The 24,609-nt window shown below is 45.4% G+C and carries 27 protein-coding genes and 1 pseudogene; 7 read left to right on the top strand and 21 right to left on the bottom strand.

The window, feature by feature from the left end; translation table 11 throughout:
• The first annotated feature begins 103 nt into the window (after positions 1-103).
• The gene (ndk, locus tag CI959_RS14995) at positions 104-565 is read left to right on the top strand and encodes a nucleoside-diphosphate kinase (RefSeq protein ID WP_009276331.1); all 462 of its coding nucleotides are present in this window, start codon (positions 104-106) and stop codon (positions 563-565) included.
• Between the two features lie 195 nt (positions 566-760).
• Here ndk and CI959_RS21870 read toward each other — a convergent pair whose 3' ends face one another.
• From CI959_RS21870 to CI959_RS14930, 15 genes and pseudogenes are all read right to left on the bottom strand, one after another.
• Positions 761-1,012 carry a hypothetical protein gene (locus CI959_RS21870; RefSeq protein ID WP_230323773.1) on the bottom strand — a complete coding sequence of 84 codons (252 nt, stop codon included), beginning with the start codon at positions 1,010-1,012 and terminating at the stop codon, positions 761-763.
• The gene (locus tag CI959_RS21865) at positions 1,000-1,521 is read right to left on the bottom strand and encodes a hypothetical protein (protein WP_230323774.1); all 522 of its coding nucleotides are present in this window, start codon (positions 1,519-1,521) and stop codon (positions 1,000-1,002) included. The genes CI959_RS21870 and CI959_RS21865 overlap by 13 nt, the downstream gene beginning before the upstream one ends.
• Entirely contained in the window at positions 1,488-1,949 is a 462-nt protein-coding gene (locus CI959_RS21860) for a glycosyltransferase (RefSeq protein WP_230323775.1), read from the bottom strand. Before CI959_RS21860 ends, CI959_RS21865 begins: the two co-directional genes overlap by 34 nt.
• Positions 1,946-3,105 (bottom strand): annotated as a pseudogene (gene wecB, locus CI959_RS14985) (non-hydrolyzing UDP-N-acetylglucosamine 2-epimerase). Before wecB ends, CI959_RS21860 begins: the two are co-directional and overlap by 4 nt.
• Before the next feature lie 29 nt (positions 3,106-3,134).
• On the bottom strand, positions 3,135-4,340 hold the full coding sequence (gene wecC / locus CI959_RS14980) for a UDP-N-acetyl-D-mannosamine dehydrogenase (protein WP_011966514.1): 1,206 nt from the start codon (positions 4,338-4,340) through the stop codon (positions 3,135-3,137).
• A 61-nt stretch (positions 4,341-4,401) separates the two neighbouring features.
• The gene (locus CI959_RS14975; protein ID WP_009017767.1) at positions 4,402-5,988 is read right to left on the bottom strand and encodes an alginate lyase family protein; all 1,587 of its coding nucleotides are present in this window, start codon (positions 5,986-5,988) and stop codon (positions 4,402-4,404) included.
• Positions 5,970-8,087: a bi-domain-containing oxidoreductase gene (locus CI959_RS14970; protein ID WP_095231477.1), complete on the bottom strand. Its 2,118-nt coding sequence runs from the start codon at positions 8,085-8,087 to the stop codon at positions 5,970-5,972. The genes CI959_RS14975 and CI959_RS14970 overlap by 19 nt, the downstream gene beginning before the upstream one ends.
• 2 nt (positions 8,088-8,089) lie before the next feature.
• Positions 8,090-9,085, bottom strand: coding sequence for a glycosyltransferase family 4 protein (locus tag CI959_RS14965; protein ID WP_005855765.1), 996 nt, complete (start codon positions 9,083-9,085; stop codon positions 8,090-8,092).
• Between the two features lie 347 nt (positions 9,086-9,432).
• Positions 9,433-10,515 (bottom strand): glycosyltransferase family 4 protein, encoded by a 1,083-nt coding sequence (locus CI959_RS14960; protein WP_009276326.1) that lies wholly within the window; start codon positions 10,513-10,515, stop codon positions 9,433-9,435.
• The gene (gene wzy, locus CI959_RS14955; RefSeq protein ID WP_005855761.1) at positions 10,512-11,693 is read right to left on the bottom strand and encodes an oligosaccharide repeat unit polymerase; all 1,182 of its coding nucleotides are present in this window, start codon (positions 11,691-11,693) and stop codon (positions 10,512-10,514) included. The genes CI959_RS14960 and wzy overlap by 4 nt, the downstream gene beginning before the upstream one ends.
• Before the next feature lie 46 nt (positions 11,694-11,739).
• A complete protein-coding gene (locus tag CI959_RS14950) occupies positions 11,740-12,678 on the bottom strand; it encodes a glycosyltransferase family 2 protein (protein WP_005855759.1) in 939 nt (312 codons plus the stop codon).
• A 100-nt stretch (positions 12,679-12,778) separates the two neighbouring features.
• On the bottom strand, positions 12,779-14,326 hold the full coding sequence (locus tag CI959_RS14945) for a lipopolysaccharide biosynthesis protein (RefSeq protein ID WP_057316631.1): 1,548 nt from the start codon (positions 14,324-14,326) through the stop codon (positions 12,779-12,781).
• Positions 14,327-14,545: 219 nt separating this feature from the next.
• Positions 14,546-14,920 (bottom strand): DUF86 domain-containing protein, encoded by a 375-nt coding sequence (locus CI959_RS14940; RefSeq protein WP_005855755.1) that lies wholly within the window; start codon positions 14,918-14,920, stop codon positions 14,546-14,548.
• Positions 14,913-15,206 carry a nucleotidyltransferase family protein gene (locus CI959_RS14935; RefSeq protein WP_005855753.1) on the bottom strand — a complete coding sequence of 98 codons (294 nt, stop codon included), beginning with the start codon at positions 15,204-15,206 and terminating at the stop codon, positions 14,913-14,915. The genes CI959_RS14940 and CI959_RS14935 overlap by 8 nt, the downstream gene beginning before the upstream one ends.
• Before the next feature lie 69 nt (positions 15,207-15,275).
• Positions 15,276-15,704, bottom strand: coding sequence for a hypothetical protein (locus CI959_RS14930; protein ID WP_005855752.1), 429 nt, complete (start codon positions 15,702-15,704; stop codon positions 15,276-15,278).
• Positions 15,705-15,841: 137 nt separating this feature from the next.
• On the opposite strand from CI959_RS14930, the gene CI959_RS14925 reads away from it, so the two are divergent.
• Together CI959_RS14925 and CI959_RS14920 are read left to right on the top strand one after the other, a co-directional pair.
• Positions 15,842-16,405, top strand: a complete 564-nt coding sequence (locus tag CI959_RS14925; RefSeq protein WP_005855750.1) for a BT4734/BF3469 family protein — start codon at positions 15,842-15,844, stop codon at positions 16,403-16,405.
• 55 nt (positions 16,406-16,460) lie between these two features.
• Positions 16,461-18,293 carry a DUF3987 domain-containing protein gene (locus CI959_RS14920; RefSeq protein ID WP_057316632.1) on the top strand — a complete coding sequence of 611 codons (1,833 nt, stop codon included), beginning with the start codon at positions 16,461-16,463 and terminating at the stop codon, positions 18,291-18,293.
• Positions 18,294-18,426: 133 nt separating this feature from the next.
• On the opposite strand, the gene CI959_RS14915 is transcribed toward CI959_RS14920, so the two are convergent.
• Positions 18,427-18,666, bottom strand: a complete 240-nt coding sequence (locus CI959_RS14915; protein ID WP_009017759.1) for a DUF4248 domain-containing protein — start codon at positions 18,664-18,666, stop codon at positions 18,427-18,429.
• 229 nt (positions 18,667-18,895) lie between these two features.
• On the opposite strand from CI959_RS14915, the gene CI959_RS14910 reads away from it, so the two are divergent.
• The gene (locus CI959_RS14910) at positions 18,896-19,393 is read left to right on the top strand and encodes an HU family DNA-binding protein (RefSeq protein WP_005855743.1); all 498 of its coding nucleotides are present in this window, start codon (positions 18,896-18,898) and stop codon (positions 19,391-19,393) included.
• Between the two features lie 103 nt (positions 19,394-19,496).
• Here CI959_RS14910 and CI959_RS21855 read toward each other — a convergent pair whose 3' ends face one another.
• Positions 19,497-19,619, bottom strand: a complete 123-nt coding sequence (locus CI959_RS21855) for a hypothetical protein (RefSeq protein WP_255223120.1) — start codon at positions 19,617-19,619, stop codon at positions 19,497-19,499.
• Positions 19,620-19,638: 19 nt separating this feature from the next.
• Between CI959_RS21855 and CI959_RS21545 the strand changes: the two genes are divergently transcribed.
• The gene (locus CI959_RS21545; protein ID WP_005855736.1) at positions 19,639-19,734 is read left to right on the top strand and encodes a smalltalk protein; all 96 of its coding nucleotides are present in this window, start codon (positions 19,639-19,641) and stop codon (positions 19,732-19,734) included.
• A 33-nt stretch (positions 19,735-19,767) separates the two neighbouring features.
• Positions 19,768-20,214, top strand: a complete 447-nt coding sequence (locus tag CI959_RS14905) for an N-acetylmuramoyl-L-alanine amidase (RefSeq protein WP_008778242.1) — start codon at positions 19,768-19,770, stop codon at positions 20,212-20,214.
• A gap of 2 nt (positions 20,215-20,216) precedes the next feature.
• Here CI959_RS14905 and CI959_RS14900 read toward each other — a convergent pair whose 3' ends face one another.
• The 4 genes from CI959_RS14900 to CI959_RS14880 all read right to left on the bottom strand — a co-directional run bounded on the left by CI959_RS14900 (position 20,217) and on the right by CI959_RS14880 (position 23,949).
• Positions 20,217-20,882 (bottom strand): sugar transferase, encoded by a 666-nt coding sequence (locus CI959_RS14900; RefSeq protein ID WP_049762385.1) that lies wholly within the window; start codon positions 20,880-20,882, stop codon positions 20,217-20,219.
• A gap of 65 nt (positions 20,883-20,947) precedes the next feature.
• Positions 20,948-21,337, bottom strand: coding sequence for a hypothetical protein (locus CI959_RS14895; RefSeq protein WP_009017757.1), 390 nt, complete (start codon positions 21,335-21,337; stop codon positions 20,948-20,950).
• Positions 21,338-21,402: 65 nt separating this feature from the next.
• The gene (locus tag CI959_RS14890) at positions 21,403-22,506 is read right to left on the bottom strand and encodes a transcription termination/antitermination protein NusG (protein ID WP_036630274.1); all 1,104 of its coding nucleotides are present in this window, start codon (positions 22,504-22,506) and stop codon (positions 21,403-21,405) included.
• Between the two features lie 510 nt (positions 22,507-23,016).
• Positions 23,017-23,949 (bottom strand): site-specific integrase, encoded by a 933-nt coding sequence (locus CI959_RS14880; protein ID WP_009276318.1) that lies wholly within the window; start codon positions 23,947-23,949, stop codon positions 23,017-23,019.
• A 155-nt stretch (positions 23,950-24,104) separates the two neighbouring features.
• Between CI959_RS14880 and CI959_RS14875 the strand changes: the two genes are divergently transcribed.
• Positions 24,105-24,608: a DUF4494 domain-containing protein gene (locus CI959_RS14875; RefSeq protein WP_005855722.1), complete on the top strand. Its 504-nt coding sequence runs from the start codon at positions 24,105-24,107 to the stop codon at positions 24,606-24,608.
• Position 24,609: the final 1 nt, after the last annotated feature.

The raw sequence follows: 24,609 nt of genomic DNA, 5'->3' as shown, positions 1-24,609 counted from the left end.
AAAAAACATTTCATCCTTTATTCCTCTATCATTCATAAAACGCCGCAAGGTTAACATGTATTCAAGACATCAAACATTTGTTTAATCTTTTAATATAAATCTTATGGAAAAAACATTGGTTATTTTAAAGCCTTGTACCGTTCAGCGAGGGCTGATCGGTGAAATCGTAAACCGTTTCGAGAAGAAGGGACTCCGTCTGGCCGGCATGAAGATGGTTTGGCTGACTGACGAGATCTTGAGTGAGCATTACGCCCACCTAAAAGAAAAGCCTTTCTTCCAACGTATCAAGGACGCGATGAGTGTATGCCCGGTAATTGTATGTTGCTGGGAAGGGGTAGATGCCATACATGTAGTAAGAACCTTGGCCGGCGCTACCAATGGTAGAAACGCCGCTCCCGGTACGATACGGGGAGATTATAGTATGAGCGTACAAGAGAATATCATACACGCATCAGACTCACCGGAGACAGCCGAGATCGAATTGAAACGCTTCTTCAAGGATGACGAGATATTCGATTATGAGCTGAAAAACCTATTGAGTCTTTACGCCAATGACGAGTTTTAAATAAAAAAGAATAGCCGGAAACGAGAGAAATCATTCTCACCTTTCCGGCTCTCATATTTAGAAACCAACATCCTATTCTCCCGAACTGAATGAACAACCTAATTACTAATCTAAAAATCTAATACCATGAAAAACACACTACTATATCTATAACAGGGCATCCCCGCAAAATGTTTAAGGGATTTCATCCTGAAATTAGAAAGCCGATAAAAAACGTTTGTACACCTCCAGTTGCCTTTCAAAACAGAAAGTTGTCTGAGATACTCTTAAGCAGTTCGCTTTTAGCTGTCGATACTCCTCATCCGGTAAGTGGCTCATGGCCCGTATATTTTTAGAAAGTCCCTCATAATCTCCGGGGGCCGAGACAAGGCCCAACTGATTCTCCTTTACAATCTCCTCGCCCTCGCCGCCTCCGCAAAACAAGATAGGAACGCCTAACGGCAGCAAATCAAATAATTTAGAAGGTACCGCCCCCTTATACGAACCGTCAAGGGGATAATAGAGGCATGGTAGCGTATAAGCTCCTCACGCATCCGTTCCTTGGGCAAAGAGCCATGATAAAAGACACCTCTATCATGTGTTCTCACATAATCCTCTATCTCCACGGCTTGGTTGCCCCCTCCAAATAAATGAAGCTCCGCTCCCATCCCTTTAAAATCGACACGCTCTATCAACTCCAATATATTCTGCGCCACGCCCAGTAAACCGGCATAGACGATCCTGAAAGGCTTTCGAGAAGAAGGGGTTTGATTCGGTAAAACAAAACGATGCTGCAAATTCCGATACAAGAACGAGGCCTTGCCCGGCTCATACCGTTTTATATAATCCACGATCTCCTTACTCTGCCCTTGACAGGCCGTGGCCTTACGATAAAGGAACCGCTCGATACGCCCCATCACCCCATGATAAACGCCCCCCTCTTTCATGGCCCCAGCTCCACGGCCGACAATGGCCAAAGGTCTGAGACGTTCAGTACCACCTTTTTCCGGTAGCAGCAACGAAAAAGCAACATGGCCGAGGCCGCCGCCAAAACAGGAGGGGTCTGGATGATCACCTTATCATAAGATTTTATACGCTTACGCTTGAGAGCGAAACACCAAAGGGTCGTGGCGAAAGCGCACATACTGGCAAGACGGACCAACGGTTTCTTCGAGATCGAGGCATACGTCCAGTACCTGAAGACCGTTATCCCGTTTACATCCTCTGTCTTGGAAAAAGCCCCCCTATATCCATCAAAGATACGTCCCTTGGGATAATTGGGTAAGCAAGTCAACACATCCACCTTTATCCCTAAGCCAGACAGTCCCTCCGCCATGTTCGTAATGCGTGAGGGTGCCGCACCGATCTCTGGAAGATAAGAGGGAGAAACGATCAAGACCCTCATTCCTTCCGGTTCAAAAATTCCACGATCCTTCCGCAAGCCAATCCATCCCCATAGGGATTAACCGCCTTGCTCATCGCATCGTAATAAACAGTATCATCAAGTAACGCCGAGACCTCGCTCACGATCTTATCATAGTCCGTTCCGACCAGTTTCACCGTACCTGCCGCGAGAGCCTCCGGACGCTCGGTCGTATCACGCATCACCAACACGGGCTTGCCCAATCCGGGGGCCTCCTCTTGGATACCGCCGCTATCGGTCAGCACTATCGTTGATTTCTCCATCAGATAGACAAACGACAGATATTCCAATGGCTCAATGAAGAACATATTCTCCAAATGAGAAAGATCCTCGCCGAATACCTCGTGAATCGGCTTGCGCACATTAGGATTCAAGTGCATAGGATAGACAAAATCCACCTCCGGATACTTCCGGGTCAAGTCCTTGATAGCGGTACACATATGGATGAATCCATCACCGAAGTTCTCCCGGCGATGACCCGTGATCAACACCAATCTCTTACCCTCAACCAGACGGTTCACGTCATACCCCGAACGTAAAAGCACGCCTTCCAACTCCTTGTCAGCTCAGCGTCCGTCTTTATCTTAGTCACCACTTGCCGTAAGGCGTCTATCACCGTATTGCCGGTAACCAAGATTGAGTCCGGATTCACGTCCTCTCGCATCAAGTTCTGCTTGCTCAACCGCGTGGGTGCGAAATTATACGTGGCGATACGCCCCGTGACCTGACGGTTCATCTCCTCCGGCCATGGGCTATAGATGTTGTGGGTACGAAGGCCGGCCTCTATATGACCTACAGGTATCTGTTGGTAGAAAGCGGCCAAGGCGGCCGCCGTGCTCGTGGTGGTATCCCCATGCACCAGCACGACATCGGGTGTCGCCTCACGCAACACGTCACGCATACCGGTAAGGACACGGGCGGTCACGTCATATAAGTCCTGACCCTGCCTCATGATATTCAAATCATAATCCGGCGTGATCTCGAACAATTTTAACACTTGATCCAACATTTCCCGATGCTGTCCGGTAACGCACACGATGGTCTCGAACGACTCCGGATGTTTTTGGAACTCCTTCACCAGCGGAGCCATCTTGATCGCCTCGGGACGGGTCCCGAATACTAACATTATTTTTCTCATTACTGCGTATTCTTCTATTTAGCGAACGATTATTTCTTGAATGTCCCGCAAAAGTCCAGCACCTCCACGTCATCCCGATAATTCAACCCCGCAAACTCCCTATGATTCACCAAGAAGACCACTATATCCGCCTTCTCGTATGCCTCCTTATAAGGGGTCAGCTTAAACAACTTATGCTCCGAAACGTTCGGCTCCACCACCATGATATCAGCGTTGTTGCACGATTGCAACACCTTCGTCGTTATTCCCTTGGCCGGCGATTCACGTAAGTCATCGATATCAGGCTTGAAAGCCAAGCCCATCATTGCCACCGCCGGCTTACGCCCATGCTTCAACTCAAACCGCAGCATGGCGTTCCTCACTTTCTCAGCGCACCAGAAAGCCTTGTAATTATTCGTCTCACGGGCCGTCGAGATCATACGGCTCTCCATCGGAAACTCCGCCGTGATGAAATAAGGGTCCACCGCTATGCAATGACCGCCAACTCCGCAACCCGGCCGTAAGATATTCACACGGGGATGCTTGTTCGCCAAATCGATCAGCTCCCACACATTGATCCCGGCCTTATCACAAATAAACGACAGCTCATTGGCGAAAGCGATCTGTACGTCCCGGCTTGAGTTCTCGGTCAATTTACACATCTCGGCCGTCTTGCTATTCGTTGGGTGAAGCGTACCCTTCACGAACTGGCCGTAGAACTCCATCGCCTTACGGGTGGAGGCCTCGTCCATGCCGCCGATGACCCGGTCGTTATGCACCAACTCATGGATCACGTTACCCGGAAGCACCCGCTCCGGGCAATAAGCGATATAGATCTTGCCCTCCAGTTCCGGCCGCTCCGAGAAAATCAACCTAGCCATCCGTTCGGTCGTCCCCACCGGCGATGTAGACTCGATCACGTACAAATCCCCCTCCTTCAACAAAGGAAGCACCATACGGGTAGCCGACTCAACGAACGATACGTCCGGCTCATGATCCCCCTTGAAAGGAGTGGGTACCACCATGAAATAAGCGTCGCTCACCCGAGGCTCGGTGTACGCCTTGAAATGTCCGGAGGCCAGTACCTCCCGCAACATCTCCTCCATACCCGGCTCGATGATATGCAATTTCCCCTGGTTGGTAACCTCCACCACTTGAGCGTTAATATCCACGCCGGCGATCTCCACCCCGTGCTTTGCGGCAATAATAGCCGTGGGCAGGCCAATATAGCCCAACCCCATGAAACATGCTTTCATAAGAAATATGTGTTATTTTTTAAGTAAGATATTAGGCAGATCAAGAATGGTCCAATAACGATCAACCGATTGTATAAGAAAGTCTCTTCACAAAATGAATACGAATTGTCTTAGATAGGTGAAAACGGTTATACGTAAATGACACTTGGTCATCTACAATCTCGACAGAGGATGCGCCGGCCACTCTTATCGCCGCGATACTCGTCACTATCTCATTTCGTGAACAAGATATGATCTCCACATCCGGAGCCAGATGGATCAAGCTTACGGCTTTCACGGCTGTTGAGACAGAATCCTCTATCCTAAAACGATCCTTATCAATCGTAAATTTTCGCAGATGCCTACCCAATGAGCCAAAACCATCATGCCAAGCCTCTACCTCATTCGGAGAATCTTTAAGAAGCGTCACCCTTGCCCGCCTCCCCACACGAAAGCCTCCCCATACCTCGCTAGAGTTCTTATCCCCTAGCACCACCGTATTATGGGCCGCCGTGCCACGCTCGTATTGCCTACGGGCTGTCTTTTCATACGTAGAAATTCCGGTATCCATAACGAAAGGCTTACCCCCTATCCGCAACTCATAATTGAACGTATCCGCATGCGAATGGCCGGGTTGGTAAGAGGCCCTTATGTCTCCAACATCCACGATAGCCTCCCAATGGCCCGCCATCAATTTTCGATAGCCACACGCTCCCATCGGAAGCTTTTCCCAGTCCATATCCAATCGCTTAGCGTATGCAAACAATTGAGTCGGAGAAGGCGCGATTCCCTCAGCGGAATCATTCAGGAGAGGTATCGTATTATCTTTATAAACGACAGAGGCTAAATGTCCCAACATACCACCGGCTTTTTCTCGTAAGCGTTCATTCAAACCTTCCTGCCCTATAAACCGCAAATTATTTACAGAGACATTATAGCAATCCAGCAATCGATCCAATAATATACAATGATACATCGGTGATTGCTCGTAATGAGCGCCATCCGGAAGGAGTTGCTCTTCCAGTTCCCGCAACAATAAGCCTTTCGCCTTTTGATAGATCGGCTCATCCTTAAAATAAAGCCCGGCCCATAACAAGGAGAAAGCGTCTTCCAATAAGTGATTCCCTAAAAGATGATATTCCAGATTATCCAGTAAAATCTGATATTGGGCATACAAGGAGGAATCCCATTTTCGTTTATTCTCAGCCAGAATATAAGGATGATATTTCGACAGGAACTTGATCCAATTGATGCCTCGTAAAGCGATCGGATAAGGTTCCAGACCATTCCTATTCCCCTCTATTTCATCGACAAACTTATCGATCCAGCAAACGGCCTGTTCGAAAGATATAGTTTCTTGATGAAGGTAGTCCATATAATTTAGATTATAGGACCATAACTTACCAAAGCTCTCATCGTTCCATCCTAGAAAAGCGGATTCCGTACCCAAGAAAGAGAAATGCCCCGTAACACTATCCAAGTCCGTATATTTCGAGATGAAAAGTTTAAAAGACAAAGGATGTCCCACTCTCGGTAATGACAATACATACCGAAAGCTCCTGTATTTCCTAATATATGCCCGTAGCCTATACCAGACTTGATAACGAACTTGGCGAGATCTCAAGTTCCGAAGAGTAGAAATATATAATTTTAGAGATTCACCCAACATCTCTCTTTCAAGCTCGTAATGCAAGCGAAAGTAGCTTTCGTCGTATTCAATATACTCTCAAATGGAATCAATGGCTCACCGCCCTCCCGGATACGTTCATTCAACAACGTAAATTGACGTTTTTGCCCTTTATCCATACCGGCCTTCATCGATGAGAAACCCTTAAAACCATACCCGGTCAATTTACGCCAGTTATCCAAGACCAAGACCCTCTCCTGAGAGAAAACCTCCACACGTTCCTTGGCGTACGATTTCGAGCCGTTCGCAAAGTAATTGATCACGGCGTTCGTCCCATTCGCGTAACGAAGCAATATGCTGGCATTATCCGTATTCTCCTCCGGATTTTCGCCTAACGCATTCATGCAGACCGCCACGACCTCCGAGCCCGCCAAGAAGGAACATAGATCGATAAAATGGCAAGCCTCACCAATGATCCGCCCTCCACCTATCTCTAGATCGTGTACCCACACTTCTTGCGGGATAAATCCGGCGTTCATCGTCGCCACTATATTTTTAGGTCCGTCACCTAGCAATCGCTTCATTTTCTCGGCGAACGGAGAGAAACGCCGGTTAAAACCAACCGTCAAGGTCGTGCCCTCAGGAGCCCCTTGATAAGCCCGTATAATATCATCCAATTCCGTCTCATTCAAGCATAACGGTTTCTCCACGAACACGCTTTTCCCATTCCGTAAAGCCTCTATCACCATCCGGGCATGCAGGTTATGGCGTGTCGTGACCATCACCAAATCCACCTCCGGATCTTTCAATATATTTTGATAGTCCGACGTGGCGTTCTCCGCCCCCGCCTTCCTCGCCAATATCTTGGCGGACAATCCTTGGGCACTCGCTATATACTTGATTCTAGCGTGGGCCTTAGCCAAGCAAGGTATGACCATGGCGGAGGTATAATTGCCCGCCCCAATAATCCCGATCTTGCCCTTTCCACTCACAAAGGTATTATTGCCGATAGAGACAACAGACTCCATTTTTGAATCAGCGGGAAACCGCAATATAGAGGCGATCGATCCTTTCTTGCGCATATCGCCGTAAATCTCCTCATAATCCACCAAGTCAACCTCTTCCGTTATCAACGACTTGACATCCAACGATCCGGAAGAGATCGCGTGGAGTATCGTCTCAAAATTACGCTTTTCCGTCCAGCGGACATAAGCCAACGGATAATCATGCCCCTTGTTCTCATATTCCTCGTCATAACGTCCGGCCCCGTACGAGCAAGATACCTGAAAACTCAACTCCTTCTTATAGAAGTCATCCCTTCGCATATTCAATCCGATAACACCCACCAACACGATCCGTCCCCGCTTACGGGACATCTCACACGCTTGATGGATCACCTCATGGCTTTGCGTGGAGGCCGTGATCAAGACACCATCCGCACCGATACCACCCGTATAATCCTCCACGAACCTTACCGGATCCGTACCTTTGCCCGGATTAACGGCCACGATTCCCTTCGAGGCGGCCATATCCACCTTCTGCTGGTCAAAATCCACCCCGATAACCTTACAGCCGTTCGCTCTCAACAACTGCGCCGCCACCAAACCGATCAATCCCAGACCGACCACCACGACCGTCTCGCCCAACTGAGGATTCAATAAGCGGATTCCTTGCAAGCCAATCGAGCCAATCACCGTAAAGGCCGCCTCCTCATCCGTTATATCATCCGGCACCTTCGCCACCAAGTTCTTCGGCACGCAAACAAACTCCGCATGGTTCCCGTTCGAGACCACCCGATCGTCCACCTTGAACTCCGCGACACCTTTCCCTACAGCTACCACACGTCCGACATTGCAATATCCCAAAGGTAAAGGCTGCCCTAGCTTATTGAACACGGCCTCCAGTGTCGGTTGCAAACCATCCGTCTTTATCTTGTCCAAAACTTGCTTCACCTTATCCGGTTGTTGCCGTGCCTTATCAATCAGGTTCGCCTTTCCGAACTCCACGAGCATACGCTCCGTTCCCAAGGATACTAAAGAACGAGACGTTTTAACTAGAACATAACCTGCTCTTACTTGAGGAACTGGTACTTCTTCAAGCACAGTTCGCCCTGATTTTATATCTTGAATAATCTGTTTCATAATTATTCTTTATACTTTTTCACAACATTCATTATATCTTTTTCTCTTCTTGCCATTGAAAATAATGTTTCAATCCTACTATGAGCCGCAATACTAATACTCTCTAAATCATTATTCCAATAATCCTCTATAACATTAGCAATAGTTTCCGGTAATGTATTCCTTATTATTATTCCTGCATTTCCAACAACATTTAGAACTTCTCCAACATCTGTTGTTACGACTACAGTCCCACAACTCATAGCTTCCGCAATAGCTAACCCAAACCCTTCATATCGTGAAGGTTGTAAATAGAAACGACAGCTTTTCAAATAACACAATTTTTCCTTCTCTGAGATTTCACCTAAAATACTAATATAAGCATTTAAACCTTTCTCTGATATATATTTCTTCACTTCATCAAAAGCATCTCCTTTATGTCCTGCAATATTAAGATGCATATCTAACTTATCTTTCAATAATTCAACCGAATCTATAATCTCATACAAACATTTTCGTTTCACATTTTCTTTTCCTGTCCAACAAATAGTAAACAATTCATTTCCTCTATTGCAATACATTCCCCTTGAATACTTTACAGTATCTATACAATGTGGAGAATATACTATATTTTTAAGATTCCAATCTTTATAAATTTGTTCATACTCATTTCTTGAGACTAGAATATTTTCATTTGCATATTTAATAGAAAATTTAATCAATAACCTTTCTAATAACGGTCTTCTATAGTAATCCGAAGCAGCCATTGGACACTTATAATTAAAAGTTCCTGTTATTACAACTTTTTTCCTCAACAGCTTTGAAACAACTACAGGAAAAAAGGCATATGTCCACCACCAAACAAAAATTACATCTGCACTCCAATCTATTTCGCTATATTTAGTAGCTATCGTCAAACTGGGATCTATTTTTTTTAAGATTTTAATATCCTGATTATAGAATTCGACTATAAATAGCTTACTCTTATCTGATATCTTACAAAAGAAACATATTTTCATAATTCCGTTCTAATAAATTCAAATCATCACTTATTTGTTAATATTCAATTTAGATAACACCTCTTTTTAAAGACACTTTTACGTTAGTACTAAATTAAGTAACACCCTTTTTAAAGAGCACTTTACTATGCCCTAAACTAAATTCTATTAAAAATCAATTATAATTTTAATATTAGCAGGTATCCAATATAATTTTATCGAGAATAAAATTCTGACTTCTCATGCAATTTTTAAAGTTTTTCTCAAAAACATACGCCAATAAAATTTCATGCATAATTGCCTTATAATTTCACAATCACCATTATACTATAATAAATTTAATACTCCAACATTACTTCCATATTGATTTAGTTTATTAGTTCCTTTATTACAAAATTTTCTATATCTATATCCAAATCAGAAAGAGAACGAGCATTGCGATAAGTATCTAGAGCACCATCACACAATTTCCGATGGTAATCTGTATCTACACACAGTTTCAAAATGGCTTTTTTTAGATCCAATATGCTTTTATTCCTCACTAATATGCCATTCCTATCATTTTTTACTGTAAAAGGTATAGCTGAATTATCAAACGCTATAACCGGTAGTCCGTAAGACATAGCCTCAATTAATACCATACCATAACCTTCCAGTAAAGATGGAAATACAAAACAATATGCTCGAGAATAATATGACCTCAATTCTTCATCTGATATACGCCCTACAAAAGTTACAATATCCTCCAGCCCATATAAGTGAACCAAAGACAACAGACATTTATAGTATTTTTTTTGAGAAAGATCCCCCACAATATCCAAATGAATACCAGATCTTTCCTTTTCAGACATCTGTCCTATTGCCTCCAGTAAATATAAAAGTCCTTTCCGTTGATATACAGTACCTACAAATAATAACTGTTTCAACACATAGCAAGAACATGTTGGAACATCTTTCTTGAATGCCATTTCGAGAAAAACAGTACGACTATCTGGTCTCATCTGCTTTATCAAGGAATGCGTATATGGATTGGGAGTTATAATAGCGAAAGACACACCCAATCCCAGCCATTCCAACATGTACTGTAATTGTCTTTTTATTCCAGACATTTCTTGGTACCGAAAATGATGATGAATAACATAGACTTTCAACTTAGGATAAAATATTCTGAAAAAATAAAGCAGCCAAATAGATTGAGCAAACCAACCGCTATTTAAGAATACAGCATCGTATGAACCGATTCTCCTACACGACCAGAGTATGTATGCAGGCAACAACCACTTATTAATGCGTCTAGTATGATCTTTTGTAAAAAAGGACATATCTATCTGTCCTGAAAAAAGTATTCTTTTAAAAAGATAAGAATCATATAACTCTCCTCCTGTCGTAGGATATAGATAATTCCCCGATGGATATAACACAAGTACTTTCTTTTTCTTTTTCTTTTTCATTTCCATATTATTATGTTTGATATAGACAATGTAAACCATATTATCAGCAGGGTATATATAGTATTAGAAAGAGCTGAAATATCTCCACTTGTAGCAAACTCTATTGTTAAAATATAAGCAATTCCAGAAGCATTTGGAAATCCTATCCTCTTTGTTAGATTAAATATTATAATAAGAAGAAAAGTCATCAGAAACAGGTTAAAAAGAAATATGTAAGGAGATTTAACATATGACATTATTAAAACCCCTATGACACCAGGCATAGTTGAACTGTTTTCTAATTTTGAATGCTTTATTTGCTCTTCCACATAGAATCCAGTACTCTTAAACTCAGGTCTGTATCCCCAATAATGTAATGTATCATAAAAGTAAAAAAAATCGGGGATTAATTCCAAATCATAAACATTTTGTGACGAGTTCTGTAAAATATAGGCACTGTTGGAAAAACTACTTATTCGTCCACATAATTTCCCAACCATTATATCCATGTTTGAAGTTTCACTCATCCCTCCTTGTCCCCTTAATTGTGCACGAACATTATAAGCGGAAGAGACAACAATCGGAACCAAATAGAGTATCGCTAATACAAACAAGAAATTTCGCTTCACAAAAGATTTCACCTTCTTGCCTTGCCTAAACAATAAGATGAGTAATAGAATAAAGAACCCTCCTAAAGAATGAGCAAGAATCGTGTGAATAGAAAACAAAAGAACAGTTACAGCAAGATTTTTACGGCTATTGGAAATCAGCAAATAAGCAATAACCCATGGACGTACCATCAACTTGAAGAAAGCCGAACGGATATAAGAAAAAAATCCGCCGTCTATTTCTATCGAAGTTCCCATTTGGCCATATCCAGTAAAGAGTAGACCTATATGAACCAACAATAAAAGCCATGTAATATTGCGAATTATCGCAACCTTGAACTTATCGGGTACATTTTCTGTCTCTTTAGACCTATACCGTTTATACAATCCATATATACCTATATAAGGAATGATAGTCAATACAGCTATAACCAACAAAGCAGGTAACGGAAATAACACATCACGTTGTATGAAATCCCCGTTATACACTCCCAATATAATGGTATACAAACAACTGCCAATTATTGCCAACATATATGGCAGTAAAACTAGCTTTGCACCATATGTATCTATTCTTGAGACATCAGACATAAAACTAATAAAATTGCTAACTGTTTATGATAAGATTCAACAATAGTTAACGACAAAAAGTATAAAAAAAACGTGCAATATAAGGTGATATATAGAATGCTATCCAAAAAAGAGTCTTCCTCTTAAAAGAGAAGTTTTGATGAAGAATAGCTTTTCTCACACCTTCAAAATCTTTTTTAAATGTTACGATGTATGGATTTTCTCCTGCAGATGTTAGGATAACACATGCTTGCCTATATCGTAAAGCAGGATAAATTTCTTTAAATTGATTCTCTGATAATTTGCAACGAAGTAAATCGCAGAGTTTTTCACATTGCTCTACCAAAATTTTCACAGGACGACGTGTTAACGAGCTGTAATTTACATTTTGGACATAATGATAAAATGCTTTTGGTACATATGCCATCTTTATAGGATGTGCCAACAGGCATACACTGACATAAGTATCTTCTCCATATGACAACCCTTCCGGAAAATTCACATCATATTTGCTGTAACAAGCTCGTTTAACGAGCTTGTTACAGCAGCTGCCATGCAGCTGCTGGAACACATCTTTTAGCATCACACAATGCTCTAATATAAATAACCGTTGCTTCACGTAAGTAGATTTCTTGGAAGTATCCCGCCATACATCACAAATTATCATATCTGCATTTTCTTCTTTTGCCTTTCCGTATAGTTCCTCCAGCATATTCGGTTCCACCCAGTCATCTGGGTCAGCGTGTATCACGTACTCGCCTCTTGCATTGTTCATTCCACACTGTCGAGCGGACGCTACTCCACCATTCTCTTTATGGAATACACGGACACGATTGTCCTTCCGGGCATACTCGTCGCAAATTTCTCCGGAACGATCGGGACTCCCATCATCTACCAGCAAAATTTCATAGTCTTGAAAAGTCTGTGCTAGCAGGCTGTCTACACAACGCCGCAAGCAGGATTCCGCTTTGTAAACAGCAACAATAATAGAAATTACAGGTGTCATTTGTTATATTTATTAAACATTTTTTACTTTGAATATTATAAACCATACAGCCTATCTTAGCTAACTTTTTAATGTATCATACAACCTATATATCACTATACTATTTTCTCCCATTCATCATACTTTGAATTCTTCGAATAAAGCGATTCAAACCAAGTCCTAAAAAATAAAACATAGATAAAAGAATGAGTGTATACAAAATCGTAATAAACACTCCATATACAAAAGAAGATAAAGCACTTTCAAATGAGTGCATTGGGACTAATTTCAATACAGAATAAGTAAGTATTATACTAACAATTGCAACACTTAAATGCTTAACGTACATAATTATATACAATTTCAATCGTTGTTTCAAAGCTTTTCGAAACAAATAATAAGGTTTCCAACAAAAAACAACAAGAAATAAACTTATCAACACACCCAACAATACACCATTTAACCCCCAAAAATATCCTAATAACACAGACAAACAGATATTGATAGAAGCCTCCGTAACTGGAGCAAAAATATCACCAAACAAACCATAAGCATTGATATAAGCATCCACGGTCGTACGGTTTAATTGAATAAACAAAGTAACAGTCATCAATAGCAATGTCATGGTATCCATCACATATTCATTACCCACCCAAAGTATTACAAATAAAGGAGTCAACATAAACACTCCAAAACACATTATACAAGTGAATAGAAAACGAACAGAGAATAATTCCTCAAACACCGACATAATCTGTTTACGATTTCCCTCTGCCACTAAATTCCCAATTCCTGCGTTCATGCTATTAAAAATGGCAGTCATCAAAGTTTGAATCCCAAGGATAACCAACATGTAATTGCCATATAACGCCACTACAGTTAGTGTAGTGTAGGCGTAAATAATGATCGGGCTAGTTTGTGTCAAAGCAAAGCTACCGATCTTATGAAAAAACAATTGCTTAACTTTCTTAATAATAGCTGGATACTTTCTCGATAATTCCCGACCTCGTCCTAATTTAGTTTCTAGAAATGGATAAGTCTGCCGGACCATTCTATTTAACACCAACGAAGCTACGATCGCAAACACAATCTCCAATACCAACCACCATACATAACCGTCTCTCAAATATCGAATCGCCAATATCTGACAAAGGGTTTTAATCAACATCGAGGCCTTATAGCTATACTGGATCTTATACTCTTTCTGGTCAGCGGATAAAACGATCTGCTTATAATTAACAAAATAACTCAGCAATGCACTAACTAGCAGCACTCCGAAAGAAGCATACGCATACCATAAGGGTAACGGCATCTTAGCGAAGATCCAAGGGAAAAACGCCATCAACACGAGACTTCCCACTATCACGATCCATGCGATACGCCGATACAACCAGCCTTGCAAGGAAACAATCTCATTGATAGCAACCGTATCCTTCTCTAATAAAGGCTTATATAATGTACAAGCAATGGCTGATCCTATTCCTAATTCCGCAAGGTTCAAGAACTGAAGCAAATTGGTAGCCGTAGTATTCAGTCCCAAGATCTCTGCCCCAAGATAATCCAAGAATACCTTACGGGAGAAAAATTGAAGAACCAGATTAATAAAATAAAAAGCCAAGGCTACCAAACTATTTTTTATACTTTTCGAAGTTCGTGAGTCTGTTACCATTGCTACAAAGAATTGTGTTTAATACAAAAATTGCTCTCCATGATAAAGAGCATACGCACGTAGAGGAACAGCGTATTCTTAGCTATCCGCTTATTATTCTCTGATTTACTAGGAATAAAGACAAGTACACAAACCACTCCCATCCCGCCGGTAAACCAGTAGGGCAAAAAACGAGTGTCTTGATTTAAAATGAGTTTAAACTATATTTATCGTGATAAGTCACCGAGACAAATCCCTCAGCATAACACAAATAGTGGAGTACAAATCCGGAACCTCCTTTTGAAGACTATAAAGTATCACGCTTGCGTCAATATCAAAATAATGATGGACAATGATATCTCTCATCCCTTTAATATCCTTCCAGTTTACAGCCGGATATTTAAGAAGTAATTCCTTATTCGTTATTTTGTCTAGATTTTTGATTGCCTCACCTACAGCGACAAGTTTCATACAAACACTATCCAATAGAATCATACCAGACTCATTCATATAAAAATCATCAACCTTATGAATATGCGAAGTTCTTGCCATTATCATTGAAAGAGTATCCTTTATCTGCGACAAGGTATCCAAGGCCAACTCCGTATCAAACATAGATTCCCTCCCTCTCGATTCGTTTACGAAGCAACTGATTCATCCGGTCTCTAAGACGGATGATATCCACCGGGCTTCCCAACAATTCTTCCAATTCATTTTTCAAATGGGAGAGAGAGAAAAGCCCTTGCGCCTCACCCTCGTAATAAATGTCCACATCACTGCTTTCCGTCTGTTGATCACGAGCTACAGAGCCAAAGATACCCATTTTCAAGATTCCGTACTTTTTGCCTTTACGAACCTTGAAGTCTCTTAATAACGCTAGGATCTCTTGTCTCGACTTCATAAGAAAATAGAATATTGACAAAGAAACAAATAAATATCCAATTATGCAATCATTCATAAACCAAAACACCTACCCTTCCCCCAGCACATACTTCACGATCGCCCGCCGGATATTGCGCAAGCTCTTGCCTTGCTTGAAGGGGAGCAGGGGGATGATGGCGTTGATGAATTCCTTGCTCTTGATAAGTTTGGCCGGTTCCACGCAGTCGCAAAAGACCTCGTTGAAAAGGTCGGTCAGCACCGTTTGGCAGAGGGTGGCCACATCCGGGCATTGGGCGATTCGCTTCACGAAGTCGTGACGCACCTCCTCGTCTTGGATATAGGAGGCTAATAAATCACACGGCTCCGGATCCGGCCTCACGTCTTTTTCCGAAACGACCTCCGGCTTTTCTCCCGGGTCCAAGCAAATATATTGAATGGCAAACATGGCATTGGGCAGCACCTGTATGTTCTCGCCATGGATGTGCAGCACACACGGGCTCGCTTTCTCTTCACTCATATCTTCTTCTTTTTCCTGTCACCGAATTACTTTTATGCGCAAATAACTTACCGATAGGTGCAAATAACTTACCGGACCGTTTTTTCTCACTCTTTTACCTTTCCTTTACCAGCCTAAACTTTAAATCAAACGAGTTAATGAAAGAATGTATCATGTCCTTTTTCAACGCCCCCATCTCCAATCAAGTGCCGAGCGGCGTGACCAGTGTCAAACAGTTGCATACCTATATCACCTCCAACGAGTGGCTGAAAGAACGAACGCTCAGCGTACAGGACGCTTTGAGCGACGAGAAACGGTTCCGCAAACTGAAGCAAAACTTACTGCCATACGTCACACCGGCCGGGGTCTTCTCCTATCGCAAGGAAGACCGCCTGTTATTCCTTTCCGGAGAGTTTGTCATCGATATCGACCATCTCCCCTCGCCGGAGGAAACCCTCCACTGGCGAGACACCTTGTTCGCCGATAATAAACTGAGACCGGACCTAGCTTTCGTCAGCCCAAGCACCACAGGCGTGAAACTGCTCGTCCCCTACCGGCTCTCACCCAAGGCTTCCATAGAGGAATCTTTTGATAAGGCACGGCTATCGGCATGGGAATACCTGAAATGGAAATACGGATTGAATGCGGATGCCTCAAACGCCGATCTCTCACGGGCGTGTTTCCTCTGCCATGATCCCTCCGCTAAGCTGCGGGAGAGTTGATAGTTGACAAGTGACTGTTGACAGTTTAAATCATAAATTATAACTTATAAATCAAATGAACCCATTATCAGATTTAGAGCGGCTTGTCGCCGCCATCGAACACCAAGGGGCGAACATCGCTCCCACTTACCAAGAGTATATGCCGATCGCCTTCGCCACCGCCAACGATTGCGGGGAAGCGGGAAGGACGTTCTTTCATCGCATCTGCCGCCTGTCCGAGAAATACGTCTACGAAGAAGCGGACAAGCTATACGACCACGCCCTCAAAGCGGGCAACGGGCGCAACGGATTAGGCTCCGTCTTCCACAGGGCCGAGATTGCCGGCGTAAAAACGGACAAGCAACTGGCCGACACCTTCCGCCAATACCCGAGGGAGAACAAGAATCCTTCAAACCTTCAAGCCCCTCTCACACCCACACACGCACATACGTACGCACGTGAGGACTTGCCACCCGCTTTCCCGAATTATCCGTGGCCCCCGTTCATCAAGCAGATGATCGATTGCGGGAACTCCATCGCCCAGCGTGACATACTCCTGCTGGGAGTATTCACCGTACTCGGGGGCACCTTGAACAAGCGGGTACGGGTGTTATACGGACAAAAATACATGTATCCATGCCTACAAACCTTCATCGTAGCGCCTCCCGCCTCCGGAAAAGGAGCCTTGACATGGGTCAGGCGCCTAGCTGAACCTATTCACGAGGAGATGATGGCCCGCTACAAAGACAGCCTAAAGAATTATCGGGAGGAAAAGAACCGATGGGACTCACTCGGCAAGAAACGCTCCGAGACGCCCGAGCCGGAACAACCGCCCCTCAAGATGTTCCTCATAGCCGGCGATAACTCGGGTACCGGTATCTTAGAGAACCTCATAGAGGCCGACGGCGTGGGGCTGATCTGCGAGACCGAGGCTGATACCGTGAGTACCGCCATCGGAGCGGATCACGGCCATTGGAGCGATACCTTGCGTAAATGCCACGACCATGAGCGACTGGCCTTCAACCGGCGTACTAATCATGAGTACCGGGAATGCGATGAGTCTTATCTCAGCGTATTGCTAAGTGGAACCCCGGCGCAAGTAAAGCCGCTAATCCCCTCGGCGGAGAACGGCCTGTTCTCTCGCCAGTTATTCTATTTCATGCCACCTATCGATGAGTGGATGGACCAATTCGATTCGGAAAGCGAGGATTACGGCCTACGCTTCGCCACATGGGGAACACAATGGAAACAGGTACTGGACCTGATCAACGGATCGGTCCAAACGATCCAGCTAAGGCTATCCGAGAAACAGAAAGAGCTGTTCAACCAACGGTTCGCCCAGTTATTCTCCCACGCCGGTTACGCCTATGGAGGTTCCATGCGAAGCGCCGTCGCCCGTATCGCCATCAATACCTGCCGGATCCTGAGTACAGTAGCCCTGTTGAGAGCCTTGGAGAAATTCCTCCCTCCCCAACAAAAAATTTTCAATTCTCAATTTTCCATTTTCAATTCCCCCGGTCTCTCCCCCGCCCCGGAGATACCCATCGAGAATATCAAGGATGGTATCGTCCCCAAGCTGGACCTGCGGGTCACCGACGAGGATTTCCAAGCCGTACTCACGCTCATAGAGCCTCTTTACCGCCATTCGAGCTACGTGCTGGGCTTCCTGCCTACCTCCGAGGCCATCCCTGTCCAGACCTCTCCTGAACAGGCTTTATTCAATGCCCTCCCAATGATGTTCTGCCGTCGGCAGGCCGTGGAGGAGGCAGCGAAGAACGGCATACCCGAGAAAACACTCGACTCCTCCCTCAAACGGATGCTGGAGAAGGGAACACTGATCAAGACCGCACGGGGCGAGTACGCTTTCTCCTCGCACGTGTGTGTGCGTGAGGGACGCCCGAAGGAATGAAGGAATGAAGGAAATGCCACTACTGTCATTGCCCGTAAGCACTACCGTCGCAGCCCTACGCCAGTACTGGCGTTGTCTGATGCCAGTACCGGCATCGCCGCTCGCCTATACCGACGGGTGGCGGTGTCTCCTCTCAAGGACGACCCAAGTAACGGAAGATCAGCTCCACTTGCAGGGAGGTGAAGACCCGTTGCCTCGAGCGGTAGCCCGTATCACCAAGCTCCCGGGTCAGACGATCGTTATACCGCATCCATTCCGCCAGCCGGTTCAGGGCCGAGACGGGGCTGATCTCGGGGGCGTAGGCCATGGCCAGCTCCCGCTTGGAATAGGGCCGCACGGGCCACTCGTCGATTTGTGTATATCCTGTTCGCATATCGTTCGCATTTTTAAGATTTATCTTATTGGTATAAAGATACTTAAAACATACGACACGAACAACTATACGGATGTTTATTTTTCAGCATATCTCCTCTTTTATCTCCCTTATTCATCCACTGTCAGCGGTATTCATTTCAGAGGAAACCGAATGTCGTACATTCGTTATCGAAAACAAATCGATTTCATTTTCAATTTTCAATTATCAATTTTTAATTATCAAATCTATGGCTTTAAATTACAGCGTGTCCCTTCGGACCAACCCTATCAAGAAAGACGAGCCGGCGAAAGCGTACGCCACGGCACAGATCAATGGTGAGCTATCGCTCAAGCAGCTGAGCCGCCGGGTATCCATGCAAACCACCGTCAGCCGGGCGGATGTGGTGGCGGTATTGATCTCCACTGTCGAGAACCTGCTCGATGCCCTCCAAGAGGGGAAACAGGTGGATTTCGGCGAACTGGGTAAATTCCGGCTCCATATCCTCAACGAGGGTGCGGAGAGTCTTGAGAAATTCACATCTACAAACATCACCGGGGTTAGTATCCAGTATATACCGGGCGAGGACTTGAAGAATGTCTTCGCCGGGCTGGAGTTCCAACCTGTGGCTACTCGCAAGGCTCAGCAAGCGGTGCTCCGTGCGGAGAAGGCTGGGGAGACTACCGTGGATATCTCGAAGAAGCCGGCTGCTGGGGGTGGGGATTCGGAGTCGCCTGATGAGATCTAACGTGTCACTTTTGGCTTGACCCAAAAGTAACCAAAAGGTCAAGGCTGACGCTGACGGGCTACTTCGAGACCTACGCTCGCTGTCGCATCCCAACTCGCTACGCTCAGACAGGGATGCTCCTCACGCTCGCTACGGTCTCTTCGCTTGACGCCCGTCCGCTGAGGCCGTCCGAAGGAAAGCGAAGCTTTCCTCTTATATCAGCCGGGATTCCTAATTCATAACTCATAATTTAAAATTCATAATTCATGAAAAAGTCCGTATGGAGTACCATTATCAAAGTGATCATCGCCGTAGCTACCGCCATCGCGGGAGCACTTGGCATCCAATCCTGTATTCTCTAATTTTCAATTTTCAATTATCAATCTTCAATTATCATGGGTAAGGCTTATTGTTTCTACCAGAATTACAGGGAGGTTCGCCTCCTTGTAATTCATTGCTCGGCTACACGATATGACAGGGATTTTCCTGTGGAGGCGCTCCGTTCATCGCACAAGGCACGGGGATTCGCCGATATCGGCTATCATTTCTATATCACACGGGACGGGGAGCTACATCGTTGCCGACCGGTCAACCAGATCGGGGCGCACGCAGCCGGATGGAACGACAAAAGTATCGGTATATGTTACGAGGGAGGACTCGACGAACAAGGCCGTCCGGCCGATACCCGGACCTACGCCCAGCGCTGTACCTTGATGGATCTGCTACGGCAATTACGAAGGGATTACCCGGAGGCACGCATCCTAGGACATTACCAACTTAGCCCCTATATCCGTAAGGCTTGCCCCTGCTTTGACGCAAGGGAGGAATACGGGGAGATCTAGCATTAGAATTTCTTACCGAACGCTATATTCAAGAAGGTCTTCACCAATATCTTGAAATCGAACAGCCAAGAGCGATGTTCCAGATAGAACAGGTCGTAACGCAAGCGGCGGAGCATCTTATCGACCGTGTCCGTATACCCATTGTAGAGCGTGGCGTAAGAGGTCACGCCCGGACGGATCTGGTAGAGGTAACGATAACGAGGATCACGCTCCATGATCTGGTCGATGTAGAACTTACGCTCGGGACGGGGACCGATAAAGGACATGTCGCCCACGAAGACATTCCATAACTGGGGCAGCTCGTCCAAGTGATGTACCCGGAGGAATTTTCCGACACGGGTTATCCGGGGATCTGCCCCACCCTTGTAAAGGGCCGGACCGAACTTCTCCGCGTCCAGACGCATACTGCGGAACTTATAGATGTTGAACGGGCGACCGAAACGACCGATACGCTCTTGCCTAAAGATCGCCGGGCCTCCATCCTCCCGTTTTACGGCGATATAACAAAGTAAAAACAGCGGGGAGAAGACGATCAAGGCCAAAAACGCCAGCGCACAATCCCCTATACGTTTTACATTACGTTGGAACATACCCATCCCATCCGGGATGAATCGCTCCGGTTCCTCTCTCTCACTTTTCCCCAATGGCGTAGTTTTCTCTTTTTCCATACTTACCATAATCCACTTTTCTTTCTGACATCAGGATCTTTTACACCTCCTGACCTTAAAAAAACTCATACGCTCTCACTCAATAAAGGCAATCCCTCCACCTCGCCGGCGTGCCATTCACGGTAGTCCGCCAAGGGAAACCCGGGGACGGTCAATAGCTTGTAATCCGACCCGTCTCTTCTCAAGATATGCTTGCGAGTATATGAACGGAGCGAGCGATCCGTTACAGACACCATCACGATCGGGAACGGGTAGGCGAACAGGCGCAGCGGCGTGGTCTCGCTATCCGAGAACGCACGATGCAGTTGGTAGGCGGAACGCTCGAACGCTACCCAGTAGGGACCCGTGCAATACAGGTGTATTGAGTTTCGGTTCACACGCTCACGATCCATGATCTCTGTCAAATGCTCACGCAACAAGTTCATTAACCGGATACCCGAAGGAAGAGAAGACATTTCTTTTTGAATCTTGATTTCTGAATCTTGAATCTTGAATTATTTAATTCATTATTCCTTATTCACTATTCATTATGTTTCAGCCACCGGTCGTAATCACGTAAACGACGTATCAACACGGTCTTACTCTTCTTGGGCGAGGCCTCCTCCATCCAAGGGTCAACCAGCTCGTGCGCCATGCACTGGTAGAGGCTGCTGTCCGTACAGCCGTACAGCGTGACCAGCAACAAGGCACGGGATTGCCCCGCTTTTATCACCGGGAGCATGCTGCGCATCGTGGAGCGCAAACGATCGAACTCATCCGACTCGCCCAAAAGCAGATAGGCAGGAAGGAGCAAAGAGTAAAGCTTGCAACGGATCACATCGGTCTCAGCACGGAGAGAGGCGTAGCCACGCAGGACCTCACGGGCCAGACAGGCATCCTCATCCACTACCACGCCGGAGGCATGGTAACGGCCCAAGGCATCGTGCAAGCCCTCCGACAGACGGTCGTTGTCCAAATGGGTATACACGTGCTTGCCCCCCGTGTTCAGCTCGATCAGCTCGTACTCCCCAGCTCTCACCTCGAACAAGGGGACCCACAGACAGTCGAGGATACGCACCATCACGTCCTTATGCCCACCGCCCGGCTGCACCACCACCTCCGCCTCCATGTCGGTAAAAGGGCCGGAGGTGATACGCACACGGTCGCCTTTCAACAAGCGGCCGCTATCTGGCACGTATACGGGAAGCTCGTTGGAGTAAGAAGCCGCGACCCAACGCAAGGTATCCATCTCACGATCCGAGAGGTAGGGGAAATAAGACCGCCCACCGGAGGAAACCCGGGGGAGGAAATTATACAGGGGAAGCGTACGCTTCAGGCGGAAGATCTCGTCCTCCGAGGCGTGGACGAACACGTAGTTGTACAACAGGGGTTGCCTCGTGTTGACCATCTTGCCGCCCACCTTCCTCGCCTCGACATACGAGGGGGAGAAATACTCGAACAAGGCCTCCCCACGACGCTCACGGCGGGAAAGCTCAGCGTCCAGCCCCTTCGAGGGGCTGATCCTGTCACGCCCGCCACCAGCGGTAGGGAGCGTGAGCACGTACCAGCGGACGGCCTCTTGGTCACGTCGCTTCAGAACATGCGCCATGAACCTATCCGAGCACTTGCCTGTCAATATATCCATCTCTATGATTATCTTTTCTAGTGGTTATTTCGTGGCCCGAAAACAGACCCCACGGCAATTCAGAGCCCTACCAAGAATCTTTTACATCATCTTGATAAACAGCGCTTTATATTTTTAAATATGGCATTACTGAAAATTACCATCTCTTGAAATCTTAGGCTACTTGGGGAGTAGCCTAAAAGGTGCGAGAACGGTTATCACCCGGTTGTAGAGACGGGGCGTGCCCCGTCTCCCACTGTCTGATAGTATCTTTAAGTTACCATTTGGAGGGGATGAGACGGGGTACGCCACGTCTCTACAGGAATGTATGTTCGATTTTTTAGAAGGGACGTGATGATGTAGGAAATACGAGATCATTTCGTCTCTATTGCCATGTCTATACACTAGGAATAAGAACGAAGATTTAAGGAGAATCAAGGCCGGAGCACAAACTAAAACTAATGATTGCTTGTTATTTGCTATTTTTTGCTACATTTGCACCGTGAAATGAACGCTACTCCCCAAGTAGCCTCAACCCACCTCTGGCATATAATTATATACATTCTCAAAGCAAGACTTATTTACCACCGTCATTTTCTCCAACGAGAAACTTCTTAGATAAATCTGGGTTGTCTTGATGGATTTATGCCCCAATAACTCGCTGATCATCTCAATGGGGACATTTTGCTCCTTCAATGCCATGGCAAAAGAATGACGGATCGTGTAGGAAGTCACATCCGAGGCTATTCCGGCAACCTCCTTCAACGTCTTCAAGTTCCGGTTAAACCGGGACAAGGCCGCATTGTACTCGAGATATTCCTCATGGCCGTTCTTCGTCCCACTTAAAAAGGGAAATAAATAACCGGAGCCTCCACCCCTCTCACCTGCCAGCTCCTTATACATAGCCTCCGCCGTATCCAAGACCTCCAACCGCATAGAGGTCCCGGTCTTCTGGCGATTGTAATCCAATATGCCGTTCTTGATATTACCCCTATTCAAATGGGCGAAATCAACGAACGACATCCCCCCATATTGAAACATCAAGCAAAGCGTCAGCTGTGTCTTCCTCAACTTCTCTCCTTTTACCGGGACAGTCATCAGGCGATTCAAATCACCCAGAGGCAAGGATTTCTTGCGCTGGCTTTCCACACCCGTAAAAACCCCCTTGAATAAAGAGGGGATAAACGCCGCCTCGCCATTCTCCACCGCCTTGTTATAGATACAACGCAAACGGCGGATATACGTGGAGACCGTATTACGCATGCAGCCTTTCTCCAACAAATAAGCCTCGTACCGGCGAAGAGTATCCTTATTTATATATGTATATGGGATACGATCCGTCCCGCTATACCGTATAAAAGAGTTCATCGCATCCTGATAACTTTTCGCCGAGGAATACCGTCCTTCCTTTTGTAACAGACTTATATACTCTCGCATCCCTTCCACCAAATCTTTCTCATCCATATCTCTCTATTTTAAATTCCAACTGAAAACAAACACGCGAAATTAGACATCCTGACAAATTATATCTTTTGCGGCAAGTTGTTTTATTGACGAATAGCCACTATATTTGTACGTTGTTTTAAACAGAGTACAGACTAAATTAAAAAGTAAAGCATATGCACAATTGGTTTGAATGTAAGGTCTCTTACGAGAAAATGCTGGAAAATGGCATGCAGAAAAAAGTAACCGAGCCTTACTTGGTAGACGCCCTGTCTTTTACGGAAGCGGAAGCTCGCATCATCGAGGAGATCCGCCCCTTCATCACGGGTGAATTTACGGTAACAGACATCAAACGAGCTCGTTTATCCGAATTATTCTTCAACGAGAATGGTGATCGGTTCTATAAGATCAAGGTTTATTTTATCACGTTGGACGAGAAGAGCGGAGCGGAAAAGAAAACCGCCGCACAAATGCTTGCCCAAGCCACTACGCTGAAAGAGGCCATCGCCGTATTGGAAGATGGAATGAAGGGTACATTGGCGGATTATACCATCGCCTCGGTAACGGAAACCCAGTTGATGGATGTATTCCCATTCGACGCAAACAGTATTCCCGGCGAGAAGAAAAGTGGCGAGGAACTGATAGCGGAGCAAAAACAACAAGCTGAACAAAGAGGATAAA

It is taken from the genome of Parabacteroides sp. AT13 (genome assembly GCF_002272965.1).
In the GTDB taxonomy this organism is placed as follows: Bacteria; Bacteroidota; Bacteroidia; order Bacteroidales; family Tannerellaceae; genus Parabacteroides; species Parabacteroides distasonis.
Note: the sequence above shows the minus strand (reverse complement) of the source record. Positions and strands in the feature narration are given on the sequence as shown.